This window comes from Mucilaginibacter sp., assembly GCF_965201005.1.
Classification (GTDB): Bacteria; Bacteroidota; Bacteroidia; order Sphingobacteriales; family Sphingobacteriaceae; genus Mucilaginibacter_A.
Genome location: NZ_OZ241747.1, coordinates 1,910,563 through 1,930,060, shown reverse-complemented (window position 1 = coordinate 1,930,060; position 19,498 = coordinate 1,910,563). Strand labels below are relative to the sequence as shown.

General features: G+C 42.8%; 16 protein-coding genes. 11 read left to right on the top strand and 5 right to left on the bottom strand.

The genetic code is table 11. The features are described 5' to 3' along the window. Positions 1 to 5: 5 nt before the first annotated feature. The 3 genes from ACOFKR_RS08870 to ACOFKR_RS08860 are packed head-to-tail and all read right to left on the bottom strand — an operon-like array spanning position 6 to position 4,015. A complete protein-coding gene (locus tag ACOFKR_RS08870) occupies positions 6 to 674 on the bottom strand; it encodes a hypothetical protein (protein WP_419800441.1) in 669 nt (222 codons plus the stop codon). Between the two features lies 1 nt (position 675). After that, complete coding sequence (locus ACOFKR_RS08865; protein WP_419800440.1) at positions 676 to 1,932, bottom strand: dihydroorotase; 1,257 nt, start codon at positions 1,930 to 1,932, stop codon at positions 676 to 678. Positions 1,933 to 1,963: 31 nt separating this feature from the next. Continuing rightward, entirely contained in the window at positions 1,964 to 4,015 is a 2,052-nt protein-coding gene (locus ACOFKR_RS08860) for a BatA domain-containing protein (protein ID WP_419800439.1), read from the bottom strand. A gap of 125 nt (positions 4,016 to 4,140) precedes the next feature. Between ACOFKR_RS08860 and ACOFKR_RS08855 the strand changes: the two genes are divergently transcribed. The 6 genes from ACOFKR_RS08855 to ACOFKR_RS08830 all read left to right on the top strand — a co-directional run bounded on the left by ACOFKR_RS08855 (position 4,141) and on the right by ACOFKR_RS08830 (position 9,741). Further along, complete coding sequence (locus tag ACOFKR_RS08855; protein ID WP_419800438.1) at positions 4,141 to 5,607, top strand: M28 family metallopeptidase; 1,467 nt, start codon at positions 4,141 to 4,143, stop codon at positions 5,605 to 5,607. Between the two features lie 2 nt (positions 5,608 to 5,609). After that, positions 5,610 to 6,662: a spore photoproduct lyase family protein gene (locus ACOFKR_RS08850; protein WP_419800437.1), complete on the top strand. Its 1,053-nt coding sequence runs from the start codon at positions 5,610 to 5,612 to the stop codon at positions 6,660 to 6,662. A gap of 11 nt (positions 6,663 to 6,673) precedes the next feature. Then, positions 6,674 to 7,183, top strand: coding sequence for a DinB family protein (locus tag ACOFKR_RS08845; RefSeq protein WP_419800436.1), 510 nt, complete (start codon positions 6,674 to 6,676; stop codon positions 7,181 to 7,183). A 55-nt stretch (positions 7,184 to 7,238) separates the two neighbouring features. Continuing rightward, on the top strand, positions 7,239 to 7,826 hold the full coding sequence (locus ACOFKR_RS08840) for a DUF4202 domain-containing protein (RefSeq protein ID WP_419800435.1): 588 nt from the start codon (positions 7,239 to 7,241) through the stop codon (positions 7,824 to 7,826). Between the two features lie 115 nt (positions 7,827 to 7,941). Further along, positions 7,942 to 8,928, top strand: coding sequence for an acyl transferase (locus ACOFKR_RS08835; protein ID WP_419800434.1), 987 nt, complete (start codon positions 7,942 to 7,944; stop codon positions 8,926 to 8,928). 186 nt (positions 8,929 to 9,114) lie between these two features. Next, positions 9,115 to 9,741 (top strand): PH domain-containing protein, encoded by a 627-nt coding sequence (locus ACOFKR_RS08830; RefSeq protein WP_419800433.1) that lies wholly within the window; start codon positions 9,115 to 9,117, stop codon positions 9,739 to 9,741. A 4-nt stretch (positions 9,742 to 9,745) separates the two neighbouring features. Here ACOFKR_RS08830 and ACOFKR_RS08825 read toward each other — a convergent pair whose 3' ends face one another. After that, complete coding sequence (locus tag ACOFKR_RS08825; protein ID WP_419800432.1) at positions 9,746 to 10,078, bottom strand: hypothetical protein; 333 nt, start codon at positions 10,076 to 10,078, stop codon at positions 9,746 to 9,748. A gap of 22 nt (positions 10,079 to 10,100) precedes the next feature. Continuing rightward, on the bottom strand, positions 10,101 to 11,381 hold the full coding sequence (tyrS, locus tag ACOFKR_RS08820) for a tyrosine--tRNA ligase (protein ID WP_419800431.1): 1,281 nt from the start codon (positions 11,379 to 11,381) through the stop codon (positions 10,101 to 10,103). Positions 11,382 to 11,503: 122 nt separating this feature from the next. Between tyrS and ACOFKR_RS08815 the strand changes: the two genes are divergently transcribed. The 5 genes from ACOFKR_RS08815 to ACOFKR_RS08795 all read left to right on the top strand — a co-directional run bounded on the left by ACOFKR_RS08815 (position 11,504) and on the right by ACOFKR_RS08795 (position 19,498). Continuing rightward, on the top strand, positions 11,504 to 12,175 hold the full coding sequence (locus tag ACOFKR_RS08815) for an ACP phosphodiesterase (protein WP_419800430.1): 672 nt from the start codon (positions 11,504 to 11,506) through the stop codon (positions 12,173 to 12,175). A 139-nt stretch (positions 12,176 to 12,314) separates the two neighbouring features. Further along, positions 12,315 to 14,261 carry a 30S ribosomal protein S1 gene (gene rpsA / locus ACOFKR_RS08810; protein ID WP_419800429.1) on the top strand — a complete coding sequence of 649 codons (1,947 nt, stop codon included), beginning with the start codon at positions 12,315 to 12,317 and terminating at the stop codon, positions 14,259 to 14,261. Positions 14,262 to 14,548: 287 nt separating this feature from the next. Beyond that, the gene (pyrR, locus tag ACOFKR_RS08805; protein ID WP_419800428.1) at positions 14,549 to 15,091 is read left to right on the top strand and encodes a bifunctional pyr operon transcriptional regulator/uracil phosphoribosyltransferase PyrR; all 543 of its coding nucleotides are present in this window, start codon (positions 14,549 to 14,551) and stop codon (positions 15,089 to 15,091) included. Between the two features lie 3 nt (positions 15,092 to 15,094). Further along, positions 15,095 to 16,027 (top strand): aspartate carbamoyltransferase catalytic subunit, encoded by a 933-nt coding sequence (locus tag ACOFKR_RS08800; RefSeq protein WP_419800427.1) that lies wholly within the window; start codon positions 15,095 to 15,097, stop codon positions 16,025 to 16,027. Positions 16,028 to 16,453: 426 nt separating this feature from the next. After that, positions 16,454 to 19,498 (top strand): tetratricopeptide repeat protein, encoded by a 3,045-nt coding sequence (locus ACOFKR_RS08795; RefSeq protein ID WP_419800426.1) that lies wholly within the window; start codon positions 16,454 to 16,456, stop codon positions 19,496 to 19,498.

Here is a 19,498-nt window from a genome sequence, read left to right as displayed (position 1 = left end):
TCAGCTTAGTTAAAATTCAGCATAATGGCCAAAACCGGCAGATCGAAATCCGGTTCCGCGGCGTTTTCGGCAGCCGTTTGCATGTTTTCTGCGGAGGATTTTGTATCGTAAAAGAAGCACATCAGCGGATAAAACAGTTCTTTGATCTCTTCATCGTCTGATAAGTTTTTTGCAACTTTCCCGATTTCTGCAATGCCGCTTTCCATCAAAATCTGGTTGGCAATCACCGGTTCGTAAATGCGGTGCTCGTCCTGAAACTCGTCTTCGTCAACCAGCAAAAACTCGGTCAGGTAATCGTTCAGTTCCGGCTCAATATCTTCATCTTCGCACTCGTTTAGGTACAGCAAAACGTTCAGCATTTCGGTGCCGCGGTCCAGCGTTTCTTCTTCAATTTTTTCCCATTCCGGCGAATCGAGGTAATCTTCGTCCAGTTTTTTTACATCGGCACTGAAAAAATTCACCAGCAGCAAATCAAAAAAAACTTCCCGCAGGTTTTCAATTTTAGGGTTGGAATTGAACACCTCGTCCATGCCGTTTACCTTTTGCAAAAATGGAAGGTCGGCCCCAAAAACCGACAAGATTTCACCTTTTACCGGTTCTACATAAATAGGGTTTAATGTTTTTATATTGTTGAATGCGGCGTCAATGGCCTTTTCTATTTTCGGGTCGATCATATTATGCAGATTTATAAACTTGATTATTGTTAATGGTGAGCAATACTTTTCCGGTCATTTCCTGCCCTAAAAACGGCGAGTTGAATGATTTGGACTGATTGTTTTCACCGTTATAATTCCAGTTGCTTTTTGGGTTGAACAAAACCAGGTTTGCCAGTTCCCCTTCGGCAACCGATGCTTCTTTTATACCTAAAATTTTACGCGGATTGACGGACATTTTCTGCACGATCAAACCCGCATCCAAACCGGCTTTTACCGCCAGCGAAAATGCCGTTTGCAAACCGGTCATGCCAAATTCGGCCACTTCAAACTCCACGTCTTTAAACTCAATTTCGTGCGGCGTGTGCTGCGAAACAATGGCATCAATTGTCCCGTCGTGCAAACCTGCAAGCAGCGCATCTGCATCCTGCTGCGTGCGCAACGGCGGTTTCACCTTGTACAAACTATCAAAACCCATCAAAACTTCATCCGTCAAAACCAAATTATGCGCGGCCACATCGCAGGTAATTTTCAACCCTTTTGCTTTGGCTTTTCGTATCTGCTCAACTGCCTGCGCCGTAGAAATTGTGGTAAAATGAACCCTGGAATTGGTGTATCCGGCCAAATACAAATCGCGCGACACCATCAGTTCTTCGGCCAGTGCCGGGATGCCTTTCATGCCCAGCAACGTGCTCACCACGCCTTCATGCACTTTTGCTTTTCCGGCGATGGAACTGTCTTCCGGGTACGAAAAAACCAAACCTTTAAAACCCTGCGCGTATAATAATGCGCGCTCCATCAAACCTGCATCCTGCACCGGGCGTTTGCCGTCTGTAAAAGCCAGCGCGCCAGAGCGGTACATATCGTACATTTCGGCCAGGTCTTTACCTTCGGTTTTGTAGGATATTGCGCCCAGCGGATACACATTTACAAGGTTGCCGCGGGATTGATTGATCAAATATTGCACTTCGGACTTGGAATGTACAGGCGGCAGCGTGTTTGGCATCAAAGCTACGCCGGTAAAACCACCGGCTGATGCGGCAAGCGTACCGGTTTGCATATCTTCCTTGGTTTCAAAACCCGGTTCGCCAAAATTACAGTTCAGGTCAAAGAAGCCGGGAGATAAGCTACAGCCTTGTCCGTCAAACATTTCTGCATCATTCTGAATAGCTGCTGCAATCTTTGTGATCTTGCCATCTTCGATCAAAACATCCAAAATTTGCCCGTTAAAAACAGCATTCGGATCAATAATTTTAACAGATTTGAGCAACAGGTTCATCAATATTTATGCTTTTTATGATTTTTGCGAATTAAACGGCAACCAGTTTTTGCTGCGGACTGACCTTGTAAAAACGGATCAGCAACACTTCGGCAGCCACACAAAGCAGCGCCAAAATTAGGCAAAGTTTCCATAACTGCACGCCCAAATTTATGGCTGCAATTTGTTTGGCCAGCAACAGCTTTCCGGCCGGCAAAACCGATACTGTTTTTACCGACCTAAATTCGTGCTTTAAGTCATTGTCTGTTAAATAATTAAGGTCCGATTCCTGACGGTTGTCGTTAAATGCGATTTGTGCCAGCACGCTGTCTTTCAAAACCAGTTTGTAATTGCCCGTTTCGCGGATTTGATCGGCCACATAAAGCTGCGTTTTCCCTTCCTGGCGGCGCACATCCGGGATCACCGAAATATTTCCTTTTTGCAGATGCAGCGGCTGATCGGCCTGCACAATCGGCGCAACATCCAGCAATTCGTTTTCGCCCAAGGTGTAAAACAAAGGCTGGTCATGGCCGCTCAGCAATGCCATCCGGAACAGCATCGGCACAAATAAAGCGTGGCGCGGTAAGTTGCTGAAATCTTCCTGAGCAGGCACGGCAGAAAGGTAAACTTTTCCTTTTCCAAAATTGTAAACGCTTAAAAAAGAGACTTTTCCGGGCAGTTCCATCAGGTTTTGGCGGAGGTTGCGGGAGCCGGAACTCAAGCCGAAATATTTTTTAAGCTGAGGCAGATCCGGGTTTTCGGGCATCCGCTCAAAAACATCTTTAAAAAAAGGGTTTTTAAGGTTTAAAGAAGCAACTTTGGTATTCCCAACAATTAATTTTTCAGGAAAATCCGCATTTAAGGACTGTAAAAAGTTTTGGTAAGATGTCAGGTCCGCCGCTGCAGCCGGAAAAACCACCAGCGTGCCTCCCTGCTTTACATACGCCTGCAACTGCTGCGCCAAACCGGCCGGTACTGTTTTTACATCACTAAAACAGATGACCGGATATTTGTCCAAAGCGGCATAATTTACGTTCCCGGCCGGTGAAAAATCAGCCTTAAAAAAAGCATCTGAAGCAAAAACCGCGTTGATAAAACGGTTGGGCACCTGATCTGCGATTTGCAAAACGGGCAATTGCCGCTGCACCAAAAAGGTAAAATAAAACTGATTGTCAAATGTGACCGGGTTATCGTTCAGCTCGATTTTTCCGTTTTGCCAGCCCGCTTTTAAGCCCGAGAAACGAAGCGTGTCTTGCCGGAAACTCCGCGAAGCCAGATAATAACTGCCCAAAGCTTTGGTTTCGCCATTGATGGAAAGCCTGACTGGTACTTTCTGCGCTTTTTCATCGCCGTAATTGTGCAGCCGGACAACTAATTTTTCCGTGGCGTTGGGCTGGTGCAAAGGTGAAACCAGCCACACAGAATCCACCGCGATATTGGGCTGCGCGCTGGCCGAAATCCGTACAAGATTAATTTTGGATTGACTTGAGCCGATGCTGTTTTTACCCATGTTTTTTTGGAAATCTGAAATGAGGTAAAGGTTTGGGACTGAATTTTTTTGCGTTTCCAAAAGACTCTGTTGCCGAGCGAGAATTTGCGGGAACGTGCGGCTTTGCGGACTGATTTTTACTTCATCCACGGCTTGATCAAATTCTTCGCGGTTGATAAAACGCTGCTGTTTGCCTTCAAAATCCTGCGTTATCAACTGAAATCGATCATTTAAACCATAGGCAGAAGCAATTTCTTTGGCGCGGCGTTTGGCTTCATCCAGCAGCGAACCTTCGCGGTTTAAAGTTTGCATCGAGTAGGAATTATCTACAAAAATACTTACAAAAGCCTGTTTACCAGTATTTTGCATATCCCCGGAAGGCAAAAAAGGTTTCGCAAAAGCCATCACCAGGAAAAACAAAGCCAGCATCCGGGCAGCCAAAATCAACCGGTTTTTAAGTTTGCTGCGCGAAGATTGCCGTTTTTCTACTTCCTTTAAAAACTGTACGTTGGAAAAATAAACTTTTTTATACTTCCGGAAATTGAACAGGTGGATGATGACCGGAATGGCCAGCGTAAACAAAGCAAACAGAAATGCGGGATACAGGAATGCCATGGATATTCAAAGATATAAAAAACAATCTCGCGTGTTTCGTTATTTCCGAAATGAACAATTTTTATCCGATAAAAACAGTACAAGCCTCATCCGATTTATTCATCAAATTTTCAAATTTTCCAGCTATGAAAAAATTACTACTAACACTGTTTTTAGCAGGTATTTTTGATCTGGGTTTCGGGCAATCAACGGCTAAACCTTCAACCCAAAACCCGCCCGGATTATCCCTGATAAAAGAAGCAGACCTGAAAAAAGATATTTTTGAACTGGCTGGAGATGCTTTCCGTGGAAGAAGGGCCGGAACGCTTGATGAATTGCGCGCCGCCGTTTGGGTTGCCCAAAAAGCAATGGAAGCCGGTTTGAAACCTGCCGGGGATGATGGCACGTATTTTCAGTTTTATAACCTGAAAAGAACCATCACGGCAGATAATGGCACGTTTTCCATCAACCAAAAAAAACTGGAATTGTGGAGAGAAGTGTGGCCGACGCAACCGCTTGAAACGCATTTGAACGGACCGGTTTTTTGGCTTAATTCGATGGCAGACACGACTCAAAATTTACAGGGCAAAATTGTGGCGGTAAAAATAGTACCGCCTAATCCGCTGCCGGTTTCGTGGATGAGTTTGTGGGGATTGCGCTATACTTCGCTGGCCGTGCGGCAGCAAAGTTTGGCCTTGCGCCGAAACGGTGCTGCTGCGGTAATTTTGGTGGCCGATCAGCAAACGGAAAAATCGCTGGGTTTTGTTGGCCATAACTATCAGGAAGGTTTGTACCAGTTGGAAGGCACGCCGGTTTCAAATCAAAAACAAGTTCCGGTTGTCGTAGTTTTAAGTTCTTTTGCAGCAGATTTGCAGCAGGCCAACGCAACGGTAAAAATAGATTTCCGGGCAGAAACCAATTTGTATCCATCGGTAAATGTGGTGGCAAAATCAGTTGGGACTGATCCGAAATTAAAAAATGAATACGTACTTTTCAGCGGTCACCACGACCATGATGGCGTTGGCGTACCGGTTGACCGGGATTCAATCTGGAACGGTGCGGACGATAATGCTTCGGTTACAGTTGGGATGCTGGCCATTGCCCGTGCATGGAGTGCCAAGCCCGGCAAGCGTTCGGCTTTGTTTGTATGGCATGGTGCTGAAGAACGCGGTTTGCTGGGCTCACGCTGGTACTCGGCGCATCCAACAGTGAAAAAAGAAGCAATTGTGGCAGTTTTAAACGGAGATATGATTGGCCGGAACGCACCGGACTCGGCAGCTTTGCTCGGCACAACTTCGCACAAAAACTCTACACAATTAGTGGATATGGCCATGAAAGCCAACCAAAATTTAACGCATTTTATAGTCGATTTTTCCTGGGACGATGCCAAACATCCCGAAAACTGGTATTTCCGAAGTGATCATTTGCCGTATGCGCAGGCCGGAATCCCGTCTATTTTTTTCACCACATTGCTGCATAAAGATTACCATACGCCAAAAGATGAACCGGACCGCATCGACATCAAAAAACTCGCAAAAATGAGCAAATGGATGTATGCTACCGGCTGGCTGGTTTCGCAAACGCCGCAAAAACCCGAATTGGATAAAAAATAAACATGCCTGATTTTAACCCAAAACAAATTTTTTATACGCCGGATGCTTTGAACGAGCGCGGAAAGGATTTGGCAAGCCAGTTTCCGGAAGCCGTTTTGCAGGAAGTAAAGCAGCATAACCAGTTGCCGGAAACAGATTTGAACCATTATAAAGCGAAATCTGATCTGCTGGTTTTAGGGCGGTTGAAATCGAAAGTTATCCGGGAAAGCGGCCGAAGTTCTGATTTTATTGCGCCCAGTCTGGCCAACGGTTGTTATGCCGGTTGCGCGTATTGTTATGTTGATCGGCACAAGTCTATCAACCCGATCACGATTTTTACCAACACGGATGAGATTTTGGCAGCCGTGGACAAGCACGTAACGGCGCAGCCCTGGCCAAAAACCCCAAACCAGACCGACCCGTTTTTTTACACGTATGATATTGGCTGCAACTCCGATCTGTCTGTAGATTATTCCATTTTTAGTGGCATAAAAACAGTATTGGAGTATTTCAAAAACCATCCGCGGGCCAAAGCTACTTTTGCCACCAAGTTTGTGAACACGGATTTATTGGATTTCGATCCGCAGCAAAAAGTACGGGTTCGGCTGAGTTTAATGCCTGCGGAGATCAGCAAGTTAGTTGATGTGCGAACGGACAACATCGAAAAACGCATCCAATCCATCAATGCTTTTTTTGATGCCGGTTATGAAGTGCATGTTAATTTTTCGCCGGTGATTGTTTATGACCGGATCCGAAATTCTGACCGCGACTGGCGCGAAGATTACCGCGAATTGTTCCGACAGTTAAACGCCGCCGTTCGGCCGGATGTGAAAGCGCAAATGCAATGCGAAGTGATTTTTTTAACGCACAACGAAGCGCAGCACATCACCAACCTCGGCATCAACCCAAAGGCAGAAGAATTGCTGTGGCTGCCCGAATTTCAGGAAACCAAACGCAGCATGTTTGGCGGCATCAACATCCGTTATCAGCATAAATTAAAAAGCCGGATGATTGATACTTTTGTAAACATGCTGACGGAAGAAATCCCGTGGTGCGGCATCCGGTACATTTTTTAGCATATAATTTTATGGCAGAAAAAGAGCCGGAAGTCTGGCTACGCGGTGCGCAAAACGAGTTTCCGGTTTTATTGCAGCCAATTGCTTTTGCCTTGCAGCAGGCCCGGGAAGATGTACATAAATATACCGCAAATTTCCCCAAACACCTGCTTTTTGAACGGCCGGGCGGTGCTGCTTCTTTGGCTTTTCACCTGCAGCATTTAACGGGCGTTTTGGATCGGATGTTTACTTATGCGGAGGGAAAACCATTAAATGACGAACAATTAAACTGGTTGAATGCCGAAGAAAAAACCGGCGATTTTACGGTACAGCAACTGGTCGGAATTTTTGATCGGCAGATTGAAATTTCCCTTCAAAAACTAAAAATTATCGATATAAAAACCCTGACCGAACCGCGGGGCGTAGGCCGGAAACAATTGCCTACCACCGTTTTCGGTTTGCTGATCCATGCCGCCGAACATACACAGCGGCATGTTGGCCAGCTTTTGGTTACGGTAAAGGTTTTGGTTGATGAAAAATAGGCGGTAAAAACAGCATCATTGATTATTATTCAAGCCGAAACTGTATCTTTAAAACATGTCTTTCACCCAGTTACAGCAGCCTTTTGCCAGATTTGATGCTTATAATGCCAATGATCCGAACCGGGAAATTTCCGCAGAAAAAACCTATCCAAAAGAAGTATTGTATGCCGAACGGATGACCAAAAAGCTGAACGATTATGCGCCCGATGCACCGGAATATATGCAGTTGGCCGTTCGTTGCCAGCATATTGGCCGTTGGGAAATTGCCCGGGATGCTTATCCGATGGACCGTGCCGGTTATCTGGTTTGGCGCAGTCAGCTCAAAATCCATCATACCAAAGTGGCAGGACCGATTTTGCGCGATTTGGGTTATGATGAAGAAACAATCTCGAAAGTAAAAGCACTTTTGCTGAAAAAACAACTTGGGCAAAACCCGGACACACAACTAATTGAAGATGTAATTTGCTTAGTTTTTGTGGAATTTTATTTAGATGACTTCATCAAAAAACACAGCGAAGAAAAAATGATCGATATTTTAAAAAAGACTTTGAAAAAGATTTCTTCACGCGGAATTGAGGAAGCTTTGAAAATAGAAATGACCGATGATGTAAGGGATTTGGTTTTGAAAGCGGCTTCGGTTTAAACAATTATTAAAATAAAAAAATTTTGCGGAGAACATTGTTCCGGCAAAGATCAGTTCTTTTTTTTGTTAAACTGATACTGTTTTTACAAGCTAAATTTCCGGCTTATCTTTGCGGATGATCCTTCTGCAGCAAGACGCCATTTTTTCTATCGTAAACGAAGCACAGTTTTTAGAACAGGCTTTGCAGGTTTTCTGGTTTCAGGCAGAGCATTGCGCGGTTTACAAATCGTATCTTTTCAACTTAAAAATTGATCCGCAAGAAATAAAAACACTCGAAACGATACCTTTTTTACCGATAGAATTTTTTAAAACGCAGGCCGTTCTCAGTCAAAACCAAAACCCGGAAATCACTTTTACCAGTTCGGGCACAACCGGAACAATAACCAGCCGACATTTGATCACCGATGTTTCCTGGTACCAAAACAGCTTCCGCAAAGGCTTTAAGCAATTTTATGGTGATATACAAAACTACGCTTTCCTGGCGTTGCTGCCCTCCTATCTGGAGCGTTCGGGCTCGTCGCTGATTTATATGGTGGAGGATTTGATGGCCGCGACCGAAACCCACGACAGCGGTTTTTATCTATATAATGATGAAGAATTATTATCAAAACTACTTGATCTTCAGCGAAATAACAAACCAACTATTTTAATTGGCGTTACGTTTGCGCTGCTGGATTTTATCGAAAAACACCCGCTTGATTTCCCGGAATTAATAATTATGGAAACGGGCGGAATGAAAGGCCGCCGCAAAGAAATGATCCGCGAAGAACTGCACGAAACGCTTTGCAAAGGTTTTGGCGTGCCGGCCATCCACTCAGAATATGGCATGACGGAACTGCTCTCGCAGGCGTATTCTTTGGGCGAAGGTTTGTTTAATTGTGTGCCCTGGATGAAAGTTTTGATCCGAGATACGAATGATCCGTTCACGATTTTGCCCAACGGAAAAACCGGCGGCATCAACGTGATCGATCTGGCCAATATCAATTCCTGCTCGTTTATTGCGACGCAGGACCTGGGTAAAATCCACCCAAACCAAATGTTTGAAGTTTTGGGGCGGTTTGATTTTTCGGACGTCCGCGGCTGCAATTTGCTGGTTGGCTGATGCTTCTTTTATCGGTATAAAATTGAGTTTGTCATCCTGAACTTGGTTCAGGATCTATCGTAAAAAGTAATAATCCTGTCCTGTGAGATGCCGAAACAAGTTCGGCATGACAGAAAAACCCGTACTTCTTTTATCGACTAAAAATCGGATCGAAACACTACTTTTGCGCAACAAATTTCCTTTAAAATGATTGAGCAGTTTTTAAAAGATCAGCAGGAACCCAAAGCCGTAGAAAAAGTTTATTCGCGTTTGAACGATTTGCTGAACGGCGGCGAGGAAATTATCTACATCGCCGTGCAGAAAAAACCGCTGGTGAACATTACGCCGGATTGTGTGGCGATCACCAACAAACGTATTTTCTTTTTTACGGCCGCAAACCTGGGTTTGTCGATAAAATTTATTGATTTTGTGTGGAAAGATGTGATCGAAGTAAAGCTGAAAGAAGAAATTTTAGGCGCAGTTTTCAGCATTAAAACTTTAAACGGCGCGGAAACCAGCGTTGATTTTTTGCCGAAAATCCAAGCCCGGAAATTATATCAATACGGCCAGGAACGGGAGCAGACCGAACGCGAAGAACGCCGCCAGCGCGATATGGAAGAAAAACGGGCCGCTTCAGGAACGATCCATACGGATTTGCCACGCTTTGCGCCAACTCAAATCCAACTAGAACCAGTTGCACCAAAACCAGTTGAGGAAGCCAAACCTGATGAACTAACTGCCAAGTTAAAAAAACTGAAAATGCTGTTTGACAACGGTTTGATTACGCAGGAAGAATACAATCAGAAAAAATTGGAGTTGCTGAGTGAGTTGTAGGGATTTATTTTTTGAGTATAATTTCAACTATTGCATAAATTGCCGCCAATTGGCCAAACAGAAATAGAAACATCCATTTTATAGTATCCGAACGGGAGTTCGCAATGTCTGTTTTCAATTCTATCTTTAAGTCTCCAATTTCAAGTTTCAATTCATTTCTCACATTTGAAATTTCAATCTTTAATTCAGCAATATCTTGTTTAGAAGCCAGGCCGTCTTTTTTGATTTCAAACTGTTTTTCAATTTTGGCTTCAACATATTCCGTTAGAGTTTTGGCCTGTTCTTCGCCAACCTTCTCTTTTAAAATTTGAAATAACTGAATTTCTGAAACTTGCATATCCAAACTTAAACAATTTCAACTACTCCACAACCAGTAAAAAGTAATTCTTCTTTCCTTTTTGCACCACCAAATATTTTTGGTTGATCAAATTTTGTACGGTAAAAACAGCATCCGCCAAAACCTTTTCCTTATTGATAGAAACACCGCCGCCGGTCAGCATTTTTTTAGCTTCTCCTTTTGACGGAAAAACTTTTGCTTTTTCGGCTAAAAGATCAACCACCGAAATACCTTTTTCCAGTTCGTTTTTGTTTAAGCTGAAGTTTGGTACGCCTGCAAATAAAGCTTCAACTTCTTCATTGCGCAGTTCGTTTAAAAACTCAATCCCAATGTTTCCAAACAGAAATCCGGAAGATTTGATTGCCTTTTCATATTCCGCTTCGCCATGAACACGTGTCGTAATATCCTGTGCCAAAGCTTTTTGCAGAATCCGTAAATGTGGCGCAGCATCGTGTTCGGTTTCCAAAGTTTCAATCTCATGCTGTTTTTGCAGGGTAAAAATCCGCATATAACTTTTGGCATCTTCATCGCTAGCATTTAACCAAAACTGGTAAAACTGATAAGGTGAAGTTTTTTCAGGATCCAGCCATATATTTCCGCCTTCGGATTTACCAAATTTACTGCCGTCGGCTTTTTTAATCAGTTGCGTAGTTATCGCAAAAGCTTCCCCCTGCCCTTTTCTGCGGATCAGTTCTGTGCCGGTAACCATATTTCCCCACTGGTCGGAACCACCCATTTGCAGCACGCAATTGCGGTTTTTCCACAAATAATAAAAGTCGTAACCCTGGATCAATTGGTACGAAAATTCGGTGAACGACATGCCGGTTTCGCCTTCCAAACGTTTTTTCACCGAATCTTTGGCCATCATATAATTAACAGTGATGTGCTTTCCGGCATCACGAATAAAATCCAGGAATGAAAAGTTTTTGAACCAGTCGTAATTATTTACAATCTCCGCCCGGTTTTCTCCGCTCTTAAAATCTAAAAATTTTTCTAATTGACTTTGTATTCCGTTTAAATTATGCTGCAAAACCTCCGCAGAAAGCAAATTACGCTCGGCAGATTTCCCCGAAGGATCGCCCACCATACCCGTTGCGCCGCCAACTAAAACGAAAGGTTTGTGGCCGGCCTGCTGGAAATGGATCAGCGTCATGATCTGCGCCAGACTGCCCACATGCAGAGAATCTGCCGTTGGGTCAAAACCAATATAGCCAGAAACCATGCCGTTTTGCAGTTTTTCCTCAACGCCGGGCGTGCAATCATGCAGCATTTTTCTCCAGCGCAATTCTTCCAAAAAATTCATTTCCGTAGCAATTAAAAGCGGCAAAGATAATAGAATCGGCCAAAAGCATGTTTTATAACGATGCTTCTTTTATGGGGTAAAAATTGGATTTTTTGTAATCCCGTTTTGTATATTTACAGGTGATGAACTTTTTATCGCACTTTTATTTCGATCGGAACTGCAACGATGCTTACCACGTATTGGGCTCGGTAATGCCCGATCTGTTGCGGAATGCAGATAAAGAAGCGCAGATCAAAATTGAACGTTTGCCGTCACAAAATAATCCTGCAATCACCTCAATTATAAGTGGTTGGAAAAAACATATTGAAATTGACCGGCATTTCCACTCTTCACTATTTTTCAAAACCCATGCACATCAGCTTAAATTATTGTTTGTGCCGGTTTTGACCGAATCAGAAGTGAAACCGTTTTTTCTGGGCCATATTGCGCTGGAACTGATCCTGGATAATTTGCTTTTATCAAGCCATACTGTTTTTGCAGATGATTTTTACGACCATTTAAAAAACGCAGAACCAGAAAAAATTGCTGATTTTTTGGTGCTGAACCAGATTCATCCGCAGAAATTTTTAAACTTCTATGCTTCTTTTATCCATGAAAAATACCTGTATTCGTATAGGCAGCCGGACAGTGTTGCACATGCATTGAAGGGCATTTGCAGCCGCATCTGGAAAAACGCATTTACAAAAAGCCAGGAAGCGGCTGTAACAGAAGTAGTTAAGTTTTATAGAAATATTTTAGCTCCAGAATATATGCTGATTTTTGACGAAACGGAACATTTATTGATCCAAGGCTAATTTATCAGGTCACATTGGTTTTCTACTGAATAAAATCGCTTCAAAATCAATTAAATAGCGAAAAAAGTTTTTGACTTAGCTTTAAAGTTTTTTATTTTTGCAGCCCGATCAATTTCGGGAAAAGGAGATAAATTATTTAATGGCAAAAAAACAAGAAGCAGAAAAAGAACTTCAAGCAAAACAAGCTGAACTTCAGGACGGATCAACCCGTTTTATGGAGAAAGAAAACATTGAATCAGAAGCAGATTCGACATTGATCGAATCCATCAAATCAAACATGGCACAACCGGCCGGTGATTTTGATTGGGACGCTGACGAAAAAAAATTCGGTAATTACTCTGATGAGGACCGCGAAAAAATGGAACACCTGTACGATGGTACATTTCACTCCATTACCAAAGGCGAAATCATCAGCGGTACGGTAGTTACCATCAACAGTAAAGACGTGGTATTGAACATCGGTTTTAAATCTGATGGTTTGGTTTCTGTGTCTGAATTCCGCGATATGCCTGATTTGAAAAAAGGCGATAGCGTGGATGTTTTTGTTGAATCACAGGAAGATGCCAATGGTCAGTTGGTCCTTTCCCGCAAACGTGCAAAAACACAGCGCTCTTGGGAACGCATTAATGAAGCTTTAGAAAAAGATGAAATCATTGAAGGTTATGTAAAAAGCAGGACCAAAGGTGGTTTAATTGTAGATATTATTGGTGTAGAAGCCTTTTTACCAGGTTCTCAGATCGATATTAAACCTATCCGCGACTACGATATTTACGTAGGCAAAACGATGGAGTTTAAGGTTGTTAAAATCAACCACGAATTTAAAAATGTTGTTGTTTCCCATAAAGTATTGATCGAGGATGATTTGGAAAACCAAAAAACCGAGATTGTTGCCAAGTTGGAAAAAGGACAAATTTTAGAAGGGACAGTTAAAAATATTACCGATTTCGGTGTATTTATCGATTTAGGCGGTGTGGACGGTTTGTTGCACATTACCGATATTTCCTGGGGCCGCATCGAGCATCCGCGTGAAGTGTTGTCTTTAGATCAAAAACTGAACGTTGTTGTTCTGGATTTTGATGATGAGAAAAAACGTATTGCTTTAGGATTGAAACAGTTAACGCCGCATCCTTGGCAAAGTTTGTCTGAAGAAATCCAGATCGGGTCCAAAGTTAAAGGCCGTATCGTTACGGTTGCAGATTATGGGGCTTTCCTGGAAATTATCCCGGGAGTTGAAGGTTTGATCCACGTTTCAGAAATGTCATGGTCCCAAAACCTACGTAGCCCGCAGGAATTTTTGAAAGTTGGTGATGAAGTTGAAGCCCAGGTATTGACTTTGGACCGCGATGAACGTAAAATGTCATTGGGTATCAAGCAGTTAACGCCAGATCCTTGGCAGCAGGCCTCAACCAAATATCCGGTTGGCAGCCAGCACAAGGCAACTGTTAAAAACATGACTAATTTTGGTGTGTTTGTAGAGTTGGAAGACGGAATTGATGGTTTGATCCACATTTCTGACTTGTCATGGTCTAAAAAAGTAAACCACCCGAACGAGTTTACCAAAGTTGGCGAAGTATTAGACGTTGTAGTTTTAGAACTTGACGTTGACAACCGCAAACTGAGCTTAGGCCACAAACAACTGGAAGAAAACCCATGGGATACTTTTGAAACCATTTTCAACGTAGATTCTATTCATCAGGGAACGGTAATCAAAGTAACAGATAAAGGTTCTGTTGTAGCTTTACCTTATGGAGTTGAAGGTTTTGTGCCAACAAAACATGCAATTCAGGAAGATGGCAAGCCATTAAAAACAGAAGATGTTGCTGATTTTAAAGTGATTGAATTTAACAAAGAAAACAAACGGATTGTGATCTCTCACGCCCGTATTTGGGAAGATGCCCGCGCAGAAGCCCGTATGGAAGAGTTTAACACACGCAAAAAAGAAGCAAAAGCTTCAACCGTTGCTGTTAAAAAAGTTAAAGATTCTGTAGAGAAATCAACTTTAGGTGATTTAAGTGTTTTGGCTCAGCTGAAACAACAGATGGAAGGTGCAGAAAATGATGCACGCAACACTGACAAACCAGAATAATTTATTCTCCTTTTAAATTTTAAAGCCTCTCCTATTTTTGGGAGAGGCTTTTTTTTGTGGATTTGAATTGAATGCTTCTTTTATCGGCCTAAAATTGAGATTAGTCATCCTGAACTTGTTTCAGAATCCTTCGTGCAAAGTCACAACCTTTTTAGTGAGATGCCAAAACAAGTTCGGCATGACAGCGGCCAATACTTCTTTTATCGGCATAAAATCTATTTAAGTAAACCTCAAACGGGTTCAGCTTTCTCGAATAAATTCCTACTTTTGCCCAAATCCACCCGGTAATGCAAAACCTCACCCTGCTTGACGGTCCGAAATTTCAGATCACGATACAACGTCTCTGTAGGCAATTAATAGAAAACCACAACGATTTTTCGGGTTCTGTAATTCTTGGAATCCAGCCACGTGGACCATTTTTATCCAAACGTATTGCGGTAGAATTAAAAACAATTTTGCCCGGAGCCGAAATTTTTTCCGGTGATCTGGACATTACTTTTTTCAGGGATGATTTCCGCAGAAGGGAAAGTCCACTGGTTCCCAATCAAACAAAAATCGATTTTATCATCGAAAACAAAAAAGTGATTTTGGTAGATGACGTACTTTGGACCGGCCGCACCATTCGCGCCGCCATGGATGCGATGCTGGCTTTCGGCCGCCCGCAAAAAGTAGAATTGCTGGTTTTGGTAGATCGAAGGTATTCGCGCCATCTGCCCATCGAGCCGGATTATATTGGCATCCGGGTAGATTCTGTGGCTTCGCAAAAAGTGATTGTGAGCTGGAAAGAGGCAGACGAAGCAGATAAAGTGGTTTTGTTATCAGAAAAATAAACAATGGCCGATCAGCAAAAACTCAGTTCCCGCCACCTTTTAGGCATCAAAGACCTCAACCGAAACGATATAGAACTTATATTTGAAACTGCTGCAAATTTTAAAGCGGTTTTAAACCGGCCGATCAAAAAAGTGCCTTCCCTGCGCGATATAACCATTGCCAATATTTTTTTTGAAAACTCTACCCGCACACGTTTATCTTTTGAACTTGCCCAAAAAAGGCTTTCTGCGGATACGATAAATTTTGCGGCCGCTTCCTCCTCCGTAAGCAAAGGCGAAACGCTGATTGATACCGTAAACAATATTTTGGCCATGAAAGTGGATATGGTGGTGATGCGCCATCCGTATGCAGGTGCCGGGATTTTTTTATCGAAGCACATCAAAGCACAAATTGTAAATGCAGGCGATGGCGCACACGAACATCCAACGCAAGCACTTTTAGATGCTTTTTCTATCCGGGAAAAGTACGGCGATGTCGCTGGTAAAAAAGTGGTTATTGTGGGCGATATTTTGCACTCGCGCGTGGCTTTGTCCAATATTTTGTGCCTGAAGCAGTTAGGTGCAGAAGTTATGGTTTGCGGCCCGACAACTTTAATTCCGAAATTTATCAGTTCGCTTGGTGTAAAAGTAGAACACAATTTAATTAAAGCCTTAAACTGGTGCGATGTAGCCAACATGTTGCGTATTCAATTAGAACGTCAGGACATTAAATACTTCCCTTCACTGCGCGAATACACGATGCTTTACGGCTTAGACAAAAAAATCCTGGATTCGCTGGACAAAGAAATTACCGTGATGCATCCAGGCCCGATCAATCGTGGCGTGGAAATCACCAGCGATGTGGCTGACAGCAAGCAATCAATCATTTTGGATCAGGTTGAAAATGGTGTTGCAATCAGGATGGCGGTTTTGTATTTGCTAGCCGGGCAACTATAACTTTCGGTTTCTGTTTTTGTTATAACTTAGTTAAAATGAGTTTGTTAAGGTTCCTGTTGACAGATCAGCAATGCTTCTTTTAGGGCAGAAAATTTTGCTTTTGTAATTGTTTCTGATTAAAACACTCATACAAAAAACCATCAGATTTTAGGTGGTAAAAGAAGCATAGAAAAAAACTTGTATTGTGGCGTTAAGCAGGAAGACGGGGCATTTTCGGTTTATCTAAAATAATGATACAAAACATATTAATCAGATCGAGACAAACCTTTTTAAACTTTTGCAGCACAAGCTCGTCAACCTCAGTTTCCGGTTCTGGTTCGATGCTGTTTTTAGGGCATAAAATCCCAAATCGGTTATCAAGCACATTTTTTACGCGGTTATTATCGGCAGGCTCTTTATTTTAGCGGCGCTGTTATCAAAACAACTATGACAAAAGTTCTGTACCTTGCTTCTTCACTGCTCTTTTTATCGGTTTATCAAGCCAACGCCCAACAAACTGCTTATTTTACGCTCAACAGAAATTACCAGTCAGCCGTAGAACTGCTAGACAAAGGCAAATTTGTGGCCGCTGCCGAGCAGTTCCGGCTGTTTGATAAGCCAAGAAATAAAACTTCCAACCAGCCGGTTTTTGAATCGGAAACTTCTTTGCTGCGCGAAAATGCTTTTTATTTTGAAGCCGTTTGTGCTTTAAACTTAGGAAATGATGATGCCGAAAGCATGTTCCGCCGTTTTATCAAAGAACAACCGGAAAACCCGCTGGCCAAAGTAGCTTATTTTCAGATCGGGAAATCTTACTTCAAACAGGAAAAATATCAGGACGCGCTGACCTGGTTTGACAAAGTACAACCTGCAGACCTCAGCGGAAAAGAAAACACCGAGTATAAATTTGAGAAAGGTTATTCTTATTTTGAGCTGAAAGATTATAAAAACGCACAATTGATATTTAGCGAAATCAAGGATAAAAAATCAGCTTATTCGGAAGATGCAACTTATTATTTCGCCTACATTGCTTACCTCAACAAAGATTATCACCTGGCTTTAGTCAACTTTGAGAAGCTTAAAAATTCCAAAAAATACGAGGCGAGCTATCCTTATTACATCACGGCGGTTTATTATTTGGATAAGCGTTATGATGATGTGCTGGCCTATGCCGTGCCGATCGTGAACACAACACAACAAACCAACGAAACGGAAATGCTGCGGATCATTGCCGCTTCCTATTTTGCCAAGGTTAATTATCCTGATGCCTTGAAATATTACGAGCGTTTTCAAAACCGGGACCAAAATAAAACGCAAAACAACCAGGATAGTTACCAAATGGGTTATGCTTATTTTAAAACCGGCAACAACCCGCGCGCCATCCGCGAACTGACCAAACTGATCGATAAAACCGATGCTTACAGCCAGAGCGGCAATTATACGCTGGGCAACGTTTTCCTGAAAGAGAACAACAAGCAAAGCGCGCGCAATGCTTTTCAGGTAGCTTCCAACCTGGACTTCGATCTGCAGATCAAGGAAGATGCGCTGTATGAATACGCCAAATTATCTTACGAACTGCAGTTTAACAACCAGGCGTTGGATGCCATTCGTTTGTACATCAAAAATTATCCGCGATCAACCAAAATTACCGATGCCAAAGTTTTACTGGGCGAGATTTTGCTGTCCACCAGCAATTACAAAGAAGCGGTTGATATCCTGGAATCCATCCCCAACAGAAATGGTGCGGCAAAAGAAGCGTATCAAAAAGTAACGTATTACCGAGGTTTGCAATATTATAACGAACGCGCTTTTGAGAACGCCATTGGTATCTTTTTAAGATCGTTGAAAGATCCGGTCGATGATAAAATTGAAGCACTGGCCACCTATTGGATGGCAGAATCCATGTATGAAGTGCGCAAATACGGCGAATCGGTAGAAAATTTTGAGCGTTTTGAAGATATGCCGGCCGCCAGGCAAACCACCGTTTACAATTATGCCAATTATGCTTTGGGGTATGCTGCTTTTGGCGATGAAAAATACCAGAAAGCAGCCAATAACTTCGAGCGTTTTATTAATGGCGGCGAACGCGATAAAAATACGGTAAACGATGCCGTACTGCGTTTGGGCGACAGTTATTTTTCGCTAAAAAACTACGGCCGTGCCAATGAATATTATAACCGGATTTTGGCCCAACATGCCAAAGGCGAAGATTATGCTTTGTTTCAGCGCGGGATGATCCAGGGTTTGCAAGGGCAGTTAGATACCAAAATCAGTACCCTGCAGGATTTGATGCAGAAATTCCCAACGTCGGATTATGCAGATGATGCCAGTTTTGAGATGGCTTACACTTACTTCCTTAAAAACAACGGCGATCAGGCCCGAACGGATTTAACGGCCATGATCGAGAAATATCCGCAAAGCAGTTATGTGCCCCGCGCGCTGGTGACCATCGGTTTGATCGATTATAATGCCAATCAGGACCAGGCTGCGCTGGACGCCTTTAAACGCGTGGTAAAAGATTATCCTTCTACCACAGAAGCGCAGCAATCATTAAAACAAATTGAAAAAATTTATACCGATAGCGGCGATGCTAAAACTTTTATTGACTATGCGGCCACCACACCGATTGGCAATTACAGTTCGGCACAGCAGGACAATATCATGTTCACGGCGGCAAACAATTTGTACCTGCGCGGTGATTTTAACGGCGCGGTTGGTGGTATAAATGCTTATTTTGATAAGTTTCCGAAACCGATCAATGATAAGCAAGCCCGGTTTATCCGCGCCGAAAGTTATGTAAAACTAAACCAGCCGGAACAGGCCGTTGCAGATTACAATTATATTTTAAACGATTGGACGAGTGTTTACACCGAAAAATCGCTGATCAGCATGGCCAATATTTATCTGCGGCAAAAGAAGTATAATGAAGCGGTTGTTTTTTTAAAACATCTGGAAACCAACTCTGAATACAAAGCGGATTATTCTTTTGCAATTAATAATTTGCTGTATGCTTATTCTGAAATGCAGTTGCCGGATGACGTGCTAAAATATGCGGCTTTGGTTAGGCTGAACGAAAAATCATCCGAAGAAGATAAATACCGCACCGGTTTGTATGCCGGAAAAGCTTATCTGCTGAAAGGCGATACAACCAATGCCATTAAAGAACTGAATTACGTGGTGACCAACACCAAAACCGTTGCCGCTGCCGAAGCAAAATACAACGTGGCCAACCTGGAATATCTCCGCAGAAATTATAAAGCCTCGCAAAAAACTTGTTTTGAGCTGATCAATAAGCTGGGCGATTATGATTACTGGGTGGCCAAAACTTTTATATTGCTGGCTGATGATTATGTGGCTTTGAAAGATATTTTTCAGGCCAAAAGTACGCTGCAAAGCATTATCGGCAATTATAAAGGCAATGATGAAATTTTGCCAACTGCCAAAGCCAGATTAGAACAACTGAACAATACTAACACATCGAAAGAGAACTAA

Coding starts and splice junctions, on each gene's coding strand:
- ACOFKR_RS08825 (WP_419800432.1), bottom strand. CDS start 10,078: ATGCAAGTTTCAGAAATTCAGTTATTTCAAATTTTAAAAGAGAAGGTT.
- ACOFKR_RS08865 (WP_419800440.1), bottom strand. CDS start 1,932: ATGAACCTGTTGCTCAAATCTGTTAAAATTATTGATCCGAATGCTGTT.
- ACOFKR_RS08800 (WP_419800427.1), top strand. CDS start 15,095: ATGGCCGATCAGCAAAAACTCAGTTCCCGCCACCTTTTAGGCATCAAA.
- ACOFKR_RS08850 (WP_419800437.1), top strand. CDS start 5,610: ATGCCTGATTTTAACCCAAAACAAATTTTTTATACGCCGGATGCTTTG.
- ACOFKR_RS08855 (WP_419800438.1), top strand. CDS start 4,141: ATGAAAAAATTACTACTAACACTGTTTTTAGCAGGTATTTTTGATCTG.
- ACOFKR_RS08870 (WP_419800441.1), bottom strand. CDS start 674: ATGATCGACCCGAAAATAGAAAAGGCCATTGACGCCGCATTCAACAAT.
- ACOFKR_RS08830 (WP_419800433.1), top strand. CDS start 9,115: ATGATTGAGCAGTTTTTAAAAGATCAGCAGGAACCCAAAGCCGTAGAA.
- ACOFKR_RS08815 (WP_419800430.1), top strand. CDS start 11,504: ATGAACTTTTTATCGCACTTTTATTTCGATCGGAACTGCAACGATGCT.
- tyrS (WP_419800431.1), bottom strand. CDS start 11,381: ATGAATTTTTTGGAAGAATTGCGCTGGAGAAAAATGCTGCATGATTGC.
- ACOFKR_RS08860 (WP_419800439.1), bottom strand. CDS start 4,015: ATGGCATTCCTGTATCCCGCATTTCTGTTTGCTTTGTTTACGCTGGCC.
- ACOFKR_RS08840 (WP_419800435.1), top strand. CDS start 7,239: ATGTCTTTCACCCAGTTACAGCAGCCTTTTGCCAGATTTGATGCTTAT.
- ACOFKR_RS08835 (WP_419800434.1), top strand. CDS start 7,942: ATGATCCTTCTGCAGCAAGACGCCATTTTTTCTATCGTAAACGAAGCA.
- ACOFKR_RS08795 (WP_419800426.1), top strand. CDS start 16,454: ATGACAAAAGTTCTGTACCTTGCTTCTTCACTGCTCTTTTTATCGGTT.
- pyrR (WP_419800428.1), top strand. CDS start 14,549: ATGCAAAACCTCACCCTGCTTGACGGTCCGAAATTTCAGATCACGATA.
- ACOFKR_RS08845 (WP_419800436.1), top strand. CDS start 6,674: ATGGCAGAAAAAGAGCCGGAAGTCTGGCTACGCGGTGCGCAAAACGAG.
- rpsA (WP_419800429.1), top strand. CDS start 12,315: ATGGCAAAAAAACAAGAAGCAGAAAAAGAACTTCAAGCAAAACAAGCT.